A 15,617-nucleotide genomic window follows, 5' to 3' on the forward strand; every position below is an offset into this window, starting at 1 on the left:
TCGTCGCGCCAAGGCGCTTTCCCATGAGAGCAGAATGCCGTGCGCCAGATCGGGTGAGGCATCGAGCGCGTCGGCCAGCACCTCGATCCCGCTGTCCAGAAACTGCGCGACTTCGGCGAGCGGGACGTTACCGAGAATCCATCGAAGGCTCGTGCTCAGTGCCGGATGGTCCTCGCAGATTTGCGTCATTCTGTCGGCCCAGTACGGCGCGTCGGAAGGCAGCGACGCAGTGAGCAGTGTTTGCAGCGAGGGTGGCCGATCAGGGGGGGACGCCGTCGAGGTGCAGGCAGGATGTGGATGCCCCGTTACGGTGGGGAGTGAGATCGGCGCTAACGGAAACTGAGTCGAGCGGATCATTTTTCGACGGCTCCTGCCTGTGAGAGGGAGATGCCTGCGCTGGAGCAGGGCTGCGAGGGCTGAAGGCAATGGCGTTCATGGTGAGTGCGCCAACAGCGCACGCACTTTCAGATATCGCTTGTCGATTACGGGGAGACATGGGGGGCGGTGCGGCGTACAACGTGTGCGCGGGAGAGGCGCGTGCAGTCATGCATAATGTCCCTCACGCGCGGCGATTTTCAGTGCCTATCGCATCTCAGGAATGGCCGGAATTGCTCGAATCCACTCGGACTATTCGCACAGCGGGAGGTTGGCATGGCAACGCTTGAGTACTACCTTGAGGACTTCGCAGTCGGTGACACCTTCGACCTCGGCGAATACACGTTCACGGCTGACGAGATCGTCCAATTCGCGCGTCAGTTCGATCCTCAGCCGTTTCACGTCGACGAAGCCGCAGGACGCGAATCGCACTTCGGTGGGTTGGTCGCCAGCGGTTGGCATACGTGTAGCATCATGATGCGGATGAATGTCGATAAGTTGCTGTCGCGCTCATCGAGCATGGGTTCGCCAGGCGTGGAGCAGATTGAATGGCTCAAGCCGGTGCGCCCCGGCGACACGGTGACGGTCACGAGCAGCACGCTCGAAGTGCGTGCGTCGAAGAGCCGCCCGGATCGCGGCATCGTGCGTCAGCTGTGGACCGCAACGAATCAGCATGGCGAAGAAGTGTGCCGTTTTCGCGGGACTGGGCTGTATCTCAAACGTCCGGCCTGAGCGACGTACTCAATCGGTGTAGACAGGCGGCGACCCGATGTCGCCGTTTTTTTTTGTCTCTTCGACTTTCCGGCGCTTCGCCATTGTCGACGGTGCTGCAGCGCGGCCGTCGACTGTCAAGGTTGACAGGTGTAGCTGACGAGAATGGCGCCTAACATTCATTTCACACTTCTTGTGTCGGAGGTTGAGATGAATGCAAGCACCCGAGCGTCCGCCATCGAGACCTTCGAGCTGAAAATCACGTCCGGCACGGAGCGTCTCTACAACAATGGGTTGAGTCAGGTACGGATCGAGATCACGATCGAGTCGGATGTCGCGCTGACGCCAGAGGAACGAGACAGTCTGCGATTGGTCGATGCTGGCACACGTCAGTTGATTCCTGTGGTCATTGATTCGAACGTGCCGGTCACCAGCGGCTGGGGCGCATCCACGAAGAAAAACGACTACGACTTTTGCCCGCCAGGGGCGGTGGGGCCAGAGCCGGTGGCGTCCGAGACGCTCCATCGGTACGTGCAGACGGCCGACTTTGCCAATGCCCGCAAGAGCATCGGGGCACGCATTACGGTGTCCGACGTCGACGTGTACTCGATGGACAAGACGGGTGACAAAGGGGAAGTCGACGTCGTGCCGGTGCAGTTTGAACGGCCGGGTTTGGCTGCCTGGAAAGTGGAGTGGGACAACCCGAACAGTTTTGAAGTGGGCCCCAATATCAAGGTGAAAATCTACCATCTCGGCATGGTCGATAACGGTCGGCGTTATGCCATCCACAGCATTGATGTCGCGCCGGATAGCTGGGCAAGCACGTTCCGATGGTTGTCGCCCAACTCAACGACGGGGGCATTCTGCGGTTACGCGCCGCCACCCGACGAGAAAACGCAGCAGCAGCGTTTCATCTACTCCCATACACAGCACATGGGAGATTACCGGCCCGACACCAACAATTACGCCCGCGCCGACTGCGCGTCGGTGGCGTTCGTCTCGCGCGTGGGTGGGCTTCCGTGGGCGGGGGCGGTCAACAATCTGGGCTCCATTTACATCGTGCGCGACAAATACGGAACGACCCATCGTTTGCGCGTCAACATTTCGACGTCGCTCGACCAGATGGATCTGACGCAAGCCTGATGCCGCGGCGATGTCCGGTATTCAGGTGTCAGGGCCGGGTCCTACATTGCGATCCTCACCGCGCACTTGCCATCGCAAGGAGTCCGATATGGACGAGCCAGTTCGTGAACGTTCTCAGGCGGACCACAACGCGCTGTATTCCGGGGCACAAAGTTTTCTGAGCTTCCTCGAAAAGGGTGTGGACCCGCGAACCGGCGTCTACACCGTTCGCGTTGCGTTGCCCCCTATATCCATGAATGCGTTGGCAGGACCGGAGCTGAAACTCTCGCTCGGCTTTGATCCGTTGCAGAACGTCGACGTCGGACTCGGTCGGGGCTGGAGCTGGGGCTTCTCGCAACTGCAACCCGCCGCCAAGCGTTTGCGACTGTCGGACGGTGAGACGCACCTCGCGATCATGACGGATGCGAGCATTACGCTCCCCGACCAGAAGCTGCCCACCGCCATCATAGAGAAGCACGCTACGCGCGTGGTGGTGACTTATCGTTCGGGGCAACGCGAGATTCTGGAACCCTTCCGGCCGTCGGATCCGCTCACCCCGTGGGTGCCGGTGGAGATCGTGTCGCCGCACGGGCGATCGGTGTACCTGACGTGGCAGGCGTTCGAGGGTGAGCCGGCACTGGCTACGATGCGCGATCAGGACCGTGGGGAGTTGCTGCGCGTGACACGCACGGGGCTGGCCGTTTCCATCACGGTCGCCGGGCCGATACCGGTCGTCTATGAGATGACGCTCAGCGGCGACCTCGTGTCTTCGATCCGCCTCCCGCTCCCCGGTCAGCCCAGATGGGTGTTCAACTACGAACGTCTGACCGATGCCGATCTCGCGTTCCTCACCGAGGTGAGGTCGCCGACCGGAAGTGTAGAGAGGATGGCTTACAGAACGGACGGCCATCGCTTTCCGTCGCGCTCGAACGAAGCACCGGGCACGCCACCGTCCCATCTTCCTTACGTGGTGCGCCATGTGATCGACCCGGGTGCCGATCAGCCTTCGCGCGTGACGACGTACACCTTCTCGACGAACAATTTCCTAGGCTATGGCGCGGGTGTCGACTGGGAAGATGCCTCCGACGGGCTTTACAAGGTCAGGACAGATTATCGCTATTGGTCGACCGAATCGCAGATCGACGAATCCGTCGAGCCACCGCGGGTGCTGGGCACGGTGTACCGCGAGTTCAATCGCTTTCACCTGCTCATGGAGGAACGGCGCGAAGAGGACGGTTGCGAACAAACCACGTTGAATATCTATCACGACGTGACGGGCGCGCCCTATGACGAACAGCCTGCCATTGCGCAATTGCCAAAAGTGGAGATCGTGCGCTGGCGTCGCGACGGGGTGGCGCGCGACGAGATCACGACCCACCGGTATGACACGTGGGGTAACCCCATCGAGGTCGTTATGCCGGACCGTGTCACTGAGCTGACCGAGTACTACGATCCTGCTGGCGAGGACGGATGCCCGCCCGACCCCGTGTGGAAGACACCGCGCTCTGTGAAGTCGCGCACGATGGTGCCGGGTGAACCGACGCCTCGCGCCCCCGGCATGAAGCCGACAGCACTGGCGCCGACGCGGGTTCAGCAATTTCGGTACGCGAGCTATCCGTCGCTCGTATCCGGTGCGGCCGATTTTCTGGCCGTGAGTGAGCAACGGCAACTGGCGGATGGAGATGTTTTCGACGAGGTGTCGTTCGCGTACTTCAATAATCCGACGTCGGCGCTGTTGCATGGGCGCGCACGTCAGCGTGCGCAGACCCTCACCGGGCACACGACTACGACCGACTACACCTATGCGAAGGCGAACGACGAACTGGTGACGACGCGCAGGCAGCATACCGATTTCGACGACACCGATAGTACGACCATCACGCATACGTCGATTCACACCGGACTGGACACCCTTGTGCAGGGCAACGATGCAATCGTCGTGACGCAATATGACGTGCTTGGCCGGGTGGTCGAGGAATCGACGACGCCGACATCGGGAGATACCACCTACACCGCCACGTTGCGGCATGTATATACGCTCATGGGCGAAACCGGTGGTGTGGTGTCGCAGCAGACAACCCGCGATTCGGGCATCGTCGATACCGCCTACTTCGATGGCACCGGATTGACCGTGCGTACCACACGAAGCGACCCAGACATCGCCGGAGGTGATGTGCTGGAGGTGATGCGATACGAGTTCGACACGCGTGGCCGCAAGATTCAAAGCACGACGACCGATCGCATTGAGGGTGAGCCGCTGGTTACCACCATGCACTTCGCCTACGACGGATGGGGACGTTGCTGTGCCGTCACGCGACCGGACGGCGTGATCGAACACGACGAGTGGAATGCCGTGACGCAAACGGAGACAAGTTGGCTCGAGGGCGGCGAGGAACGTTCCGGGGTCACAGCGCGTACGTACAACAGATTTGCCGAGATCGAAAAGGAGACACGCACCGATACGTCGCGGAGTCTGGTGAGTCAATGGACCTTCGCCTACGACGGATTGGGCCGTCGCGTCAGCGCGCTCGACTCGTCACGCAGAGAGACGACGTACACCTACGACTTTGCGGATCGTACGAGCCACGTCGATCTCGGCGATGGTGATACGTTCGACTACGCCTACGCACCGCATTCGCTCGACAACAGCGCGACACAAGTGTGTGTGAACGGCACCGAGGTCGGGGCTCGCACGTTCGATGGTCAGATGCGCGTTACCGACCAGACGGTAGGAGGGCGCACTACGAGCTGGTCGTTCCAGCTCGGTCGCAGGCATCCGACAGAACAGACCAACGCCGCGGGACAGAAGCTGACTTTCACGCTCAATCCCTCGCTGACCGAGGTGCCTCGACAGCGTGTGGCGGGAGCTGTGCAAACCGATTACGAGCATGATCCGAACACTGGATTGCTCGTGGGGGCATCGCTTGCAGGAGCCACCTATGGTTGCGAGCGCTACGCAACCGGTTTTCCTCATATCGAAACGTGGACAGACGAGGCGGGCGAACGTCAGTCGACTTACGAATGGACTTCGCTCGGTCTGCCTGCCTCGTGTGAGGATGCTGCGGGCAACATCCATTGCTATCGCTACAACGCGTCCACCGGGCAGTTGATGGAGTACACCTGTGGCGATGTTGTCGTGGAGTATTTATGGAACCCGCTTGGCCGATTGTGCAAACAGACCGTGCGGCAGGCCGGTACGTTGCGTCTGACGACAACGCTCGGATACGACGACTTCGGTCGCGAGACGTCGCGTGAGACGATTGCGCCGGGGCGCACCGCGCTCGTGCTGACTCAGGGGTACAACGATCTCGATTTGCTGGTCAACCGCACGCGTACAGAGGGCGGCACGCTGCGATTGAGGGAGGGGATGGCCTACGACCGGCGCGACCGGCTCGAGGCCTACTACACCGAAGGGCCCGAAAGTGCTCCCGATCCACACGATCCTTCACAACGGATTTCGGTGCAGCAGTGGAAGCACGACGCTTTCGACAATGTGGCCGAAATCCTGACGTGGCACTACGGGGTGAGCACACCCGCCGAGGTGACGTTTCACTTCGATAACGACGACGATCCCACTCAGCTCACGGCGTTCGAGCGGCGTGGTTACGGTGCTGCGGATGGGCGTTTCACGCTTGGCTACGACGCGGCAGGTCGCGTGACCGACGACGGCCTGGGCAACACCTACACGTACAACGAGCAGGATCAGATGATGTCCGCCCAGCGTAGCGGACAGGCACCGACCGAGTATGGCTACAACCCGCTCGACGAACAGTCGGTCGTCGCGCAGGCGGGCCAGCCGACGCGTCGACGGATATTCCGCCGCAACCGGTTGGCCGTGGAAGTGCAGGGCACGCTCACGCGTAGTTATCTCGACGGCACCGGGGGCACGCTGGACTCCGCAGGACAGTTGCTGGCGTACGCCACCGATACCAAGTCGAGCGTGATGGAAGTGCACTCGGGCAGCGACGCGACGCGGGGTATCGTGTACTCCCCAAGCGGGTATCGTCGCGCCGATGTCCCGGACGGCGTTCCCGGTCAGGATGGAGAGATTGTCGATCCGGCGACACAGGGTCTCTGGCTGGGCAATGCACGATTGTATTCCCCGGTGCTGTGTCGCTTTCTGGTGCCCGATACCGATGTCCCGTTCGACGGCGGCGGCGTCAACGCCTACGCGCGCCTTGATCCGCTCAACTCGATCGACCCGTCCGGACACATCCCGTCGTGGCTGGGTGGGATTATCACGGCGTTGACCGCCGTGATAGGCATCGTGGCCACTATCTATTCGGCGGGGCTGCTGACGCCGTTAACCAGTGCAATGGTGACAACGACGGCGGGGGCGACGGCAGGCGCAGGCGCCGTGGCGACGGGAACATCGGCGGCTGTAGGGGTCGGCGTGCCAGCCGCAACTGCCGCGACATCGAGCGCTTCGCTCGCCACCACCATATCCGCGAACTTCGCCGCGCTGGGCACGGTGTCGCAGATGTCGCTTATCAGCACCACGAGCGTCAATGCGGCGATCTTTGGACTCGGCACGGGGAGCGCTGCCGCGGCGGCTGACGGGAGTGACGATCTTTCGGCCCAATTGGGCCTTGCGGCGACCGTACTAGGCGCTTTCGACATTATCGCGGGTTTCGGATTTGCCTTCGCCAACGCACGCGTGGCAGCGCGTGCAGCGAATCTTGCCGAGGACGGCACACGAGGCACTCTGACGGGAAACGATTCGGTGCTGAGTCGACCGGCGAGCAGGTCCAGGTCCAGTACGCCGACAGGCAATGCCGGCGGCAGCGGGGCCAGCGGTTCTCGCAGCACAAGCGGTTCTCCGCCTCCGATTCGCTCGTTATCGAGGTTGAGTAGGATCAGCGAGGAATCTGAGTGGTCGATCAGCTCTTTGTCAAGCGGGCCACGCTCGCCTTCGCCCCCTCCAGTACCAAACGTCAACGCCTTCATGTTGACCCAAATGGCCGGCCACACAGCGGCAGTCGTCGCACGCTCCCAGTCGGGATCCCGTGCGACTTCTCCGACGAGCAACGGAGGTTCGCCCACGAGCTCGGTGCGTTCCCGCGCGTCCGACCTCCCGCGTGTGATTCAAGTGCATTACAAGCGGGACCGGAACTGAACTCAAGCGTGCCGCCAGCGCACAGTCCGGTTCGTGCGCCACACGTACGTCGTGCCATTGCCATTCGCGCAAATCAGGATGGGGAGGTGTTGAAATGACTATCGACCATCGCCGGACGGCGCCCGATGCCGCGATACCGTACTTTGCATTTCGCGTCGATGTGGAGGTCGACGCGAACGGTGTCACCGACGAATATCTGGCAGATCACGGTGACATGTTGCCTGCGGACACGCAGATGTTCCCGCCGTTTTCCGCACCAGGTGACATGTTATTCTGCACGATCAATGGCGTGGACATCGTGGCGATGACACGCCCCCTGAGCGCCGACGATGTCGGGAAAGCGATCGTCGTGAACTTCCCTGGCGAGGTTCTGCGAGCGCTGGCACCGGGCGAGTATGTGTTCACGTATCGATGCGAGCGTCCGAACGGCGAGGTCATCGGTGTGTCGGCGGACAAGTCGATCCTCGTCGATCTGACGCCGACGCTCACGCTATTAGCCCCGCAAGTGGAAAACGGGGACGACGGCTTTCTGAACCCAATGCTCGCGCTGCAAGGCGCCCGCGTCCGGGTGCGCTATCAGGGCATGCAAGCGGGCCACCGGGTACAAGTTCACTGGCATGGCACGGTTGGCGACGGCACGATCGAGACGGCTTTCGAGACGGTCCCCGAGCCTGTGCCCGAATTCCTCTCTTTCGACATTGCCCCGGCGGTCATTGCGGCCAATGTCGGCTTGTCGTCAGACGTGAGCTATGTGGTGTCGCGCGCCGGTGGAGATCAGACGAGTCCGGTGCTGTCGCTGGGCGTGTTGCCGTTCAGGCCGACCGACATGCGGGTGCCGCAATTGCCGGATCTTGCGGGCAGCGATCGCATCGAGCCCGACAAGTTGCCGAACGGTGCCCAGGTGCTGCTTCAGCCCTGGCACCTCGCCTTCGAGCGCCAGCAGTTATGGCTTTGGTGCGAGGGCGAACACGAGGACCGGCCTGGTGAGACATATCAGTTATTTCTCAAGGACGGACATCGGGTCACGGCGACGGAGGCGCGGGAGGGCTTCGATGAACGGATTCCTGCATCGTGGCTTGCACCACTGGCCCACGGCTCGCGCCTGAGCGTCAACTATCAGGTCGGATTCCACGATCAGGGACGACAGGACGGATGGCGTGTGTCGTTCGAGGTGATCAACCCGGCACGCAAGACGTTGTGACGTTGCGGGCACGGAGATCGCGAAGGGACTGGGTCAAAGACGGAGGTGTGTGATGCGAGCAATCCAAAACAAGTGTTGGTCTCGGATTTTGCGGGCCGTTTCGATGTTTGTGGTGGGCGCGTGGCTGTTGACGGCGTACCAGGGCGTGGCGAGTGCGGTCGACTTGGCGCCGGACGGGCCCGTCCAAATCACCGGCGCGGCTGCGATCTCGATGATGCAGGGGGTGCCGCAGCACGACCATGCTTTACCCACGATCACGATGTGGCAGAAGAACGCTGACAAGCCGTGCTCGTTCAGTTTGTATGACGGACAGCAAATCAATTTCAAGGACAATTCGGCGTGTCCGAACGACGAACACTACTACTTCAGCATTTCGGGCGCGCATGAGGGGATGTGGCTGGAGATTCAGAACAACCCGGATTGCGGCAACAATGAGTCGTACGCGTTCTACAAGGTGTCGTTTCAGGACCAGCAGGTCGGCGATATCGGGCAGACCGTCGTTCAGCTCTCGCAGCAAAAGGATGTGGGCACGCGGTTGCTCGACGGCAACGGCAAGCCCTACCTGCTAGCCGATGGATGGCGCGGCAGTAATCCATTGCCAGGAGCGGTGTCGTGCGTGAAGGTGGGGCAATTGTTGCCCGACGGGCCATTACAGTTCCGCTCAAAGAAATTCCCGAATGAATGTCTCGGGTTTCGAGGTTTTGACACGGTACGTGTTGGGACTCGCAACTGCGATGACAGTGACATCCAGCATATGCTGTACTTCTTGTCTCTATCGAGCGGTGGTGGGATTCCCTACGCGACCTGGAGAACTCGGACCAAAGACTTCATCCCCGCTATTTACAAGGACAGCGCGGGGTCGGCATCGATTCTCTACAGTGGCGTGAGTAATCAGATGCCCCGTTACGGTGAGGACGGACGGTTCCGTGTCGGCGATGAATGCCTCTATGTCATCACCTTGGGCTACACGGCATTTCGCAAATGCCAGGGGACGATCGATGAGGTATTCGACAAGGTAAGGTACACCAAAGGCGTGCCGAAATGATGAGCCGGAGCCTTTGTCCGCAGAGGAACAAATGACACGCGACGCTGGCATCTCGTCTGCACGAACGCGACACGCCAGCGTCTCTCACAACCTGATCGCGCAGCGTCGAATTAGAGAGGGAGGTGCGTGATGCGAAAAATCCAGGAAAAGTGTTGGTCTCGGATTTTGCGGGCCGTTTCGATGTTTGTGGTGGGCGCGTGGCTGTTGACGGCGTATCAGGGCGTGGCGGGTGCGGCCGACTCGGCGTCGGGTGCCGCGACCGGAGCAATCACCGGCGCGGCTGCGACGTCGAAGCTGGAGGCGGTGCCGCAGCACGATCACGCCTTACCCACGATCACGATGTGGGAAGCGAACGGTGAAAAGCCGTGCTCGTTCAGCTTATACGACGGAGAGAAGATCAATTTCAAGCAGAACTCGTCGTGTCCGAACGACGAGCACTACTTCTTCAGCATTTCCGGGGCGCATGAAGGGATGTGGCTGGAGATTCAGAACAACCCGGACTGTGGCAACAACGAGTCGTACGCGTTCTACAAGGTGTCGTTTCAGGACCAGCAGACCGGCGAGATCGGCAAGACCGTAGTTCAGCTCTCGCAGCAAAAGGATGTGGGCACGCGGCTGCTCGACGGCAACGGCAAGCCCTACCTGCTAGCCGATGGATGGCGCGGCAGTAGTCCATTGCCGGGAGCGGTGTCATGCGTGAGGGTGGGGCAGTTGCTGCCCGACGGGCCGTTCCGGTATCGCTCGAAGACGATTCCGGACAAATGTGTGCTCAACGGATCCCTCACCAACTTTTTGACGGTGAGGCTGGGCAATTGCGATGACCCGACAGCAGCCTTCTACAGCACGCTTTCCTCAGGCACACCGATAATCTATGCGGCGTGGATTCCGCGTACCAAGACGTTCACTCCGGCACTTGGTCTGGATGCGCAGTTTAGTGGTGTGTTGCGTGTGCGAGTCACGCCGGACAGGCAGGTCAGGCCGCTTGAATTCGGCAGTGATGGGCGCTTCCGATACCAAATCAACTGCGTATTTGCCCACCCCCCGGCTTCGCTTTTCACGCGAGATTGTTCAGGTTCAGTTCCAGACGACGAAGTGTTTATCCGCGAGCGGGTGGTGCCCTTGCGTGGCACCCAATGACAAGGCATCCGATCTTCGATGCATCTGTCAGTGCGCATGACGAGGCGATATTCACCAAGGAGTGACGGGGACGAGGGGCATCATGATGGGACCAACGTGGCGTGACGACGTGACAATGTGATGCGCCCTCGCATTGGCGCGTCACGCAGGTTAGCCGCACAAGTCGTCAATGCGACAGGTCGCTCACCGAAGCCGCTGGTGCATCTCGCTTGACCTGGGTAATGCCGTCCTCCATCTGCTCGGCGGTCGAGAACATCTGGCTCTGGCCGATGATCTCGCCGTTGCGCGCCTTGAGGACGAAGTAGGGGCGCCCGGAAGTCGACGTCTTGCGCTCGAACCGGTGATCTTCAGCGGAATTCTTGCGAACGGACTCGATACCGTTCTGCGCTGACGCGCGCGCCTTGTACGTCTCGGAGGAAAGGATGGTATGCCCGCTGTCGCCCAGCAGGTGAAAGTGGAATTCACCATTGGGGCTGCGCTTGAGTTCGAACTTGCCTGACATTTGTGGATCTCCCGGATCTTCCAATGGCCAGCGGCGAGGGACTGCGAACTGCAAGTGACGCTGGCTGAGCGCCGCGTCGAAGAATGCGCCTAGATTAGCACCGCCAGCGCTTTGGCGAAACCGCACTTTGTTTCGAAGTGTAAACCACTTTGAGTGACAGTCCGCCGAACGGCCCGGGACGCCGCCGTTCGACGGTTTTGCGGCGTTCAGCGGCGCGCGTATTGCGTCGCGCCGAAGAGCATTTCGCGGGCTTTGTCGTCCTGCAACGGCTTGCGGGCGTCGGCGAGCACCTTGATGCCGCGTTGCACCGCCGGGCGTGCCTCAATGGCTTCGAACCACTTCTGCACGTTCGGGAAGTCCGACAACTCCACGCCCTGATTCTTCCACGAGCGCAGCCACGGCCAGATGGCAATGTCCGCCACGGTGTACATGTCGCCCGCGACGTACGGATGATCGCCAAGACGCTTGTCGAGCACGCCGTACAGACGTCGCGCTTCGTTGGTGTAGCGCTTGATCGCATAGTCGATCTTCTCGGGCGCATAAATCCGGAAGTGGTGCGCCTGACCGAGCATCGGCCCCACGCCGCCCATCTGGAACATCAGCCATTCGAGCGTCTCGTACTTGCCGCGCACGTCTTCCGGCAGGAAGCGACCGGTCTTGCCTGCGAGGTAGAGCAGGATTGCGCCGGATTCGAACAGGGAGATCGGTTTGCCGTCCGGGCCGTCTTCGTCGACGATGGCCGGGATCTTGTTATTCGGCGAGATGGCGAGAAATGCGTCCTTGAACTGGTCGCCCGCACCGATATCGACGGCGTGTGCGTGATAAGCCAGCCCGCATTCTTCGAGCATGATGTGGACTTTGTGGCCGTTGGGCGTGGCCCAGGAGTAGACCTGAATCAATTGCGGCTCCTCAGGGAGGCGTCGAGCGACGCCGGCGGATCACGTCGTGCGTGGGTCGCTCAGGCGGCTCCGGAGGCACGGTGATGGCGCAAATGGCAAACGGGCCGGGAGGGCGGCACCGTCCCCCCGGGGAAAACTGCCGGGAAATTACACCACAGAACGTTTTTCCCTGCCGGGCGCCGGTTCGGCGGTGTCCGGCAGACCTCGCCCGGCTCAACCGAGTGATCGCCGTCACTCGGCCGTGATGTTGGGATACTTCGCCAATTCCAGCTTTGCGATGGCGTTGCGATGGACTTCGTCGGGGCCGTCCGCGAAACGCAGGGTGCGGGCGCTGGCGTATGCATAAGCGAGCGGAAAATCGCCGGAAAGACCCGCCGCCCCGTGCGCCTGAATCGCCCAGTCGATGACCTGACACGCCATGTTCGGTGCGACGACCTTGATCATCGCGATTTCCGCGCGCGCGGCCTTGTTGCCGACCGTATCCATCATGTAGGCCGCCTTGAGCGTGAGCAGACGGGCCTGTTCGATCAGGCATCGCGCCTCGCCGATGCGCTCGCGTGTGACGCCCTGCGCCGCAATCGGTTTGCCGAACGCCACGCGCGAAAGCGTGCGCTGGCACATCAGCGACAGGGCGCGCTCCGCCAGCCCGATAAGCCGCATGCAGTGGTGGATACGGCCCGGCCCGAGCCGTCCCTGTGCGATTTCGAAGCCGCGTCCTTCGCCGAGCAGCAGACTGCTTGCGTGCACGCGCACGTCGTCGAGCACGATCTCCATATGACCATGCGGTGCGTCGTCGTAGCCGAAGACCGTAAGCGGACGTACGCGTGAGACGCCCTTCGCGTCGGCCGGAATCAGGATCATCGACTGCTGGGCGTGTTTCGGGGCGTCGGGATCGGTCTTGCCCATCACGATGTAGAGCGCGCAGCGTGGATCGCCAGCCCCCGTCGACCACCACTTGCGGCCATTGACGACATAATCGTCACCGTCGCGACGGATACGGCACTGCACGTTGGTGGCATCGCTCGATGCGACGTCCGGCTCCGTCATCAGAAATGCCGAACGGATCTCGCCGCGCAGCAGCGGTTCCAGCCATTGCGCCTTTTGGGCGTCAGTCGCGTAACGCTCGAGCGTCTCCATGTTGCCGGTGTCGGGCGCATTGCAGTTGAAGACCTCCGGCGCCCAGGGCACCTGTCCCATGATCTCGCACAACGGTGCGTATTCGACGTTGGTCAGGCCTGCACCGCGCCCTGAGTCGGGCAGAAACAGGTTCCACAGTCCGGCTTGCTGCGCGAGTGGTTTGAGACGTTCGATGACTTGCGAGGGCTGCCATGCGTCACCGTTATGACGGGCGATCTCGATCTCTTCGAGATAACGCTGCTCGTTCGGAAAGATGTGCTCGTCGAAGAACGCTGAAAGACGCGAGCGCAACGCGTCGACTTTCGGGCTGTAGCTGAAATTCATGAGATCTCCGTGCGGTGACTGTCTGCTGAATCGGGACGCGTCGGCGCGTGGTCAGGCATCGCGCAAGCGCGTCGCGTTCGTTGCACGCTGCGCATATGTCCAGGCGAGTTCGGCCATCGGGCGAGCCCGCTTGCCAGCGTCCAGCGCCTGTTGGCTTGCGGCCGTGCCGTCGCTCACGCGCTTCATGATGCCTTGCAGAATCGCTGCGATGCGGAACATGTTGTACGCGAGATAGAAGTGCCATTGCGCAGGCGGAACGATGCCCGTGCGCTCGCTGTATCGACGGATGTAGACGTCTTCATCCGGAATGCCGAGGGCTTTCCAGTCGAGCCCGGCGATGCCGCGGAACACCCCGGGGCTGACATGCCACGCCATGCAGTGATAGCTGAAGTCCGCAATCGGGTCCCCCAGCGTCGACAGTTCCCAGTCGAGGACAGCGAGCACGCGCGGCTCGCTCGGATGGAAGATCAGGTTGTCGAGACGGAAGTCGCCGTGGACGATAGTGGTGCGTTCGGGGGTGTCCGGCGTGCTGACCGGCAGATGGGCGGGCAGCCACTCGATGAGCCGGTCCATCGCGTCGATGGGTTCCGTCTCCGACGCGCGGTACTGTTTGCTCCAGCGCGCGATCTGACGCGCGATGTAGTCCCCCGGTTTGCCATACGATTCGAGACCGGCAGCCCGGTAATCGACACGATGCAGCGCTGCGATGACGCGATTCATTTCGTCGTAAATCTCACCGCGCTGCGTCGCCGTCATGCCCGGCAACGACGGATCCCACAGCACCCGCCCATCCACGAAGTCCATGACGTAGAACGCCAGTCCGATGACGCTTTCGTCCTCGCATAGGCCCCGCATGCGGGCCACAGGTACGTCGGTGCTGGCGAGCGCGTCCATCACGCGGTATTCGCGTTCGATGGCGTGCGCTGAGGGGAGAAGCTTCGCCGCCGGGGCCGGTTTGGTGCGCAGCACGTACGCGGCCGAGGGCGTGGTGAGACGGTAGGTCGGATTGGACTGGCCGCCGTTAAACTGCGTGAGCGTCAGCGGCCCGGAGAAGCCCTCGACGTTGGCGCTCAGCCAGCGCTCAAGTGCGGCGGTGTCGAACGGCGCACGACTGCCCAGCGCCCGTTCGCCTGCAAATGCGGAAAAGTCCTGTACAAGCTCCTCGGCCATGCTGTCTCCTGCATTTCCGGTGCTGCGTTGATCGAGACTGATTCGTGGGTTCGGCTTTTGCTGTTGTACGGCGACGTTCGATAAAACGCGATGGGCCGGAGATGTCCCGGCCCGGAATGACGATGACGCGCGTCGTTTAGCCGCGTTGGCGCGTACGGACGAACGACGCGAAAATCTTCTCCATGACCGTGAGCCGGTTATCGCGATGCAGCGGCTGCGGCGGGGCGAAGTTCATGAGGCGCACCACCCAGTCCTGCGGCTTGTCGCCGACGTCGAGCGCGTTGATGCACGCGGGCGTCTGGGCGAGCTGGCCGAGGAAGAGGCGTCCCAGCGGATGCAGGGCATGCGACAGAATCGCGCGATTCACGCCACCGTGCAACACCAGCAGCACGGTGTCCCACGACTTGTCGGCGCGCAGCTCCGCGATCGGCGGCACCACGCGATCGAGCAGTTCGCGCACCGATTCGCCGTTCATGAAGCGTGTGCCTTCCGGCACCAGACCGTCGAACGCGCTGAGAAACGCCTGTGCCAGTTCGGCAGGGGGCAGGTCGGAGATCTTGCCCGCGCGGATTTCCTGCCAGCACGGCCACGTCTCGATTTCGACGTCCTGTCCGGTTTCTGCGAGCACGCGCTCGGCGGTCTCACGCGTGCGCGGCAGGCCGCTCACGATGACCCGGTCAAAGCGGATGTTCTCGGCGGCGAAGGCACGTCCGGCGGCGCTGGCCTGCGAGCGTCCCAGCTCATTGAGCGGGACGGCGTCTGCATCGATCGGGTGGCCGCTGTCGTCGAAATACGTGACGTCGCCGTGACGCATCAGATAGATGCGGCGACGTGCCGAGGGCGTGAAGGTCAGCGGACCGGTCTGGGCACCGAGTTGA

11 protein-coding genes are annotated in these 15,617 nt (G+C 61.8%); 6 read left to right on the forward strand and 5 right to left on the reverse strand.

Translation table 11 applies throughout. The features are described from left to right. Nucleotides 1-651: 651 nt before the first annotated feature. The 6 genes from PCO31010_RS14275 (at nucleotide 652) to PCO31010_RS14300 (ending at nucleotide 10,707) form a co-directional block, all read left to right on the forward strand. Complete coding sequence (locus PCO31010_RS14275) at nucleotides 652-1,107, forward strand: MaoC family dehydratase (RefSeq protein WP_150664841.1); 456 nt, start codon at nucleotides 652-654, stop codon at nucleotides 1,105-1,107. Between the two features lie 189 nt (nucleotides 1,108-1,296). Next, nucleotides 1,297-2,229 (forward strand): hypothetical protein, encoded by a 933-nt coding sequence (locus PCO31010_RS14280; protein WP_150664842.1) that lies wholly within the window; start codon nucleotides 1,297-1,299, stop codon nucleotides 2,227-2,229. Nucleotides 2,230-2,317: 88 nt separating this feature from the next. Beyond that, nucleotides 2,318-7,324, forward strand: a complete 5,007-nt coding sequence (locus tag PCO31010_RS14285) for an RHS repeat domain-containing protein (protein ID WP_150664843.1) — start codon at nucleotides 2,318-2,320, stop codon at nucleotides 7,322-7,324. Nucleotides 7,325-7,418: 94 nt separating this feature from the next. Further along, nucleotides 7,419-8,525, forward strand: a complete 1,107-nt coding sequence (locus tag PCO31010_RS14290) for a hypothetical protein (protein WP_150664844.1) — start codon at nucleotides 7,419-7,421, stop codon at nucleotides 8,523-8,525. Between the two features lie 52 nt (nucleotides 8,526-8,577). Continuing rightward, nucleotides 8,578-9,570 carry a hypothetical protein gene (locus PCO31010_RS14295; protein ID WP_150664845.1) on the forward strand — a complete coding sequence of 331 codons (993 nt, stop codon included), beginning with the start codon at nucleotides 8,578-8,580 and terminating at the stop codon, nucleotides 9,568-9,570. A gap of 129 nt (nucleotides 9,571-9,699) precedes the next feature. After that, nucleotides 9,700-10,707 (forward strand): hypothetical protein, encoded by a 1,008-nt coding sequence (locus PCO31010_RS14300; protein WP_150664846.1) that lies wholly within the window; start codon nucleotides 9,700-9,702, stop codon nucleotides 10,705-10,707. A 166-nt stretch (nucleotides 10,708-10,873) separates the two neighbouring features. Here PCO31010_RS14300 and PCO31010_RS14305 read toward each other — a convergent pair whose 3' ends face one another. The 5 genes from PCO31010_RS14305 to PCO31010_RS14325 all read right to left on the reverse strand — a co-directional run bounded on the left by PCO31010_RS14305 (nucleotide 10,874) and on the right by PCO31010_RS14325 (nucleotide 15,592). Continuing rightward, a complete protein-coding gene (locus tag PCO31010_RS14305) occupies nucleotides 10,874-11,209 on the reverse strand; it encodes a YegP family protein (RefSeq protein ID WP_039399211.1) in 336 nt (111 codons plus the stop codon). A 206-nt stretch (nucleotides 11,210-11,415) separates the two neighbouring features. Then, the gene (locus PCO31010_RS14310) at nucleotides 11,416-12,108 is read right to left on the reverse strand and encodes a glutathione binding-like protein (RefSeq protein WP_150664847.1); all 693 of its coding nucleotides are present in this window, start codon (nucleotides 12,106-12,108) and stop codon (nucleotides 11,416-11,418) included. Between the two features lie 231 nt (nucleotides 12,109-12,339). Beyond that, a complete protein-coding gene (locus PCO31010_RS14315) occupies nucleotides 12,340-13,569 on the reverse strand; it encodes an acyl-CoA dehydrogenase family protein (protein ID WP_150664848.1) in 1,230 nt (409 codons plus the stop codon). A gap of 51 nt (nucleotides 13,570-13,620) precedes the next feature. Next, a complete protein-coding gene (locus PCO31010_RS14320) occupies nucleotides 13,621-14,739 on the reverse strand; it encodes a phosphotransferase (RefSeq protein ID WP_150664849.1) in 1,119 nt (372 codons plus the stop codon). A gap of 136 nt (nucleotides 14,740-14,875) precedes the next feature. Then, nucleotides 14,876-15,592, reverse strand: a complete 717-nt coding sequence (locus tag PCO31010_RS14325) for a histidine phosphatase family protein (protein WP_373275398.1) — start codon at nucleotides 15,590-15,592, stop codon at nucleotides 14,876-14,878. Nucleotides 15,593-15,617: the final 25 nt, after the last annotated feature.

This window comes from Pandoraea commovens, assembly GCF_902459615.1.
GTDB classification, from domain to species: Bacteria; Pseudomonadota; Gammaproteobacteria; order Burkholderiales; family Burkholderiaceae; genus Pandoraea; species Pandoraea commovens.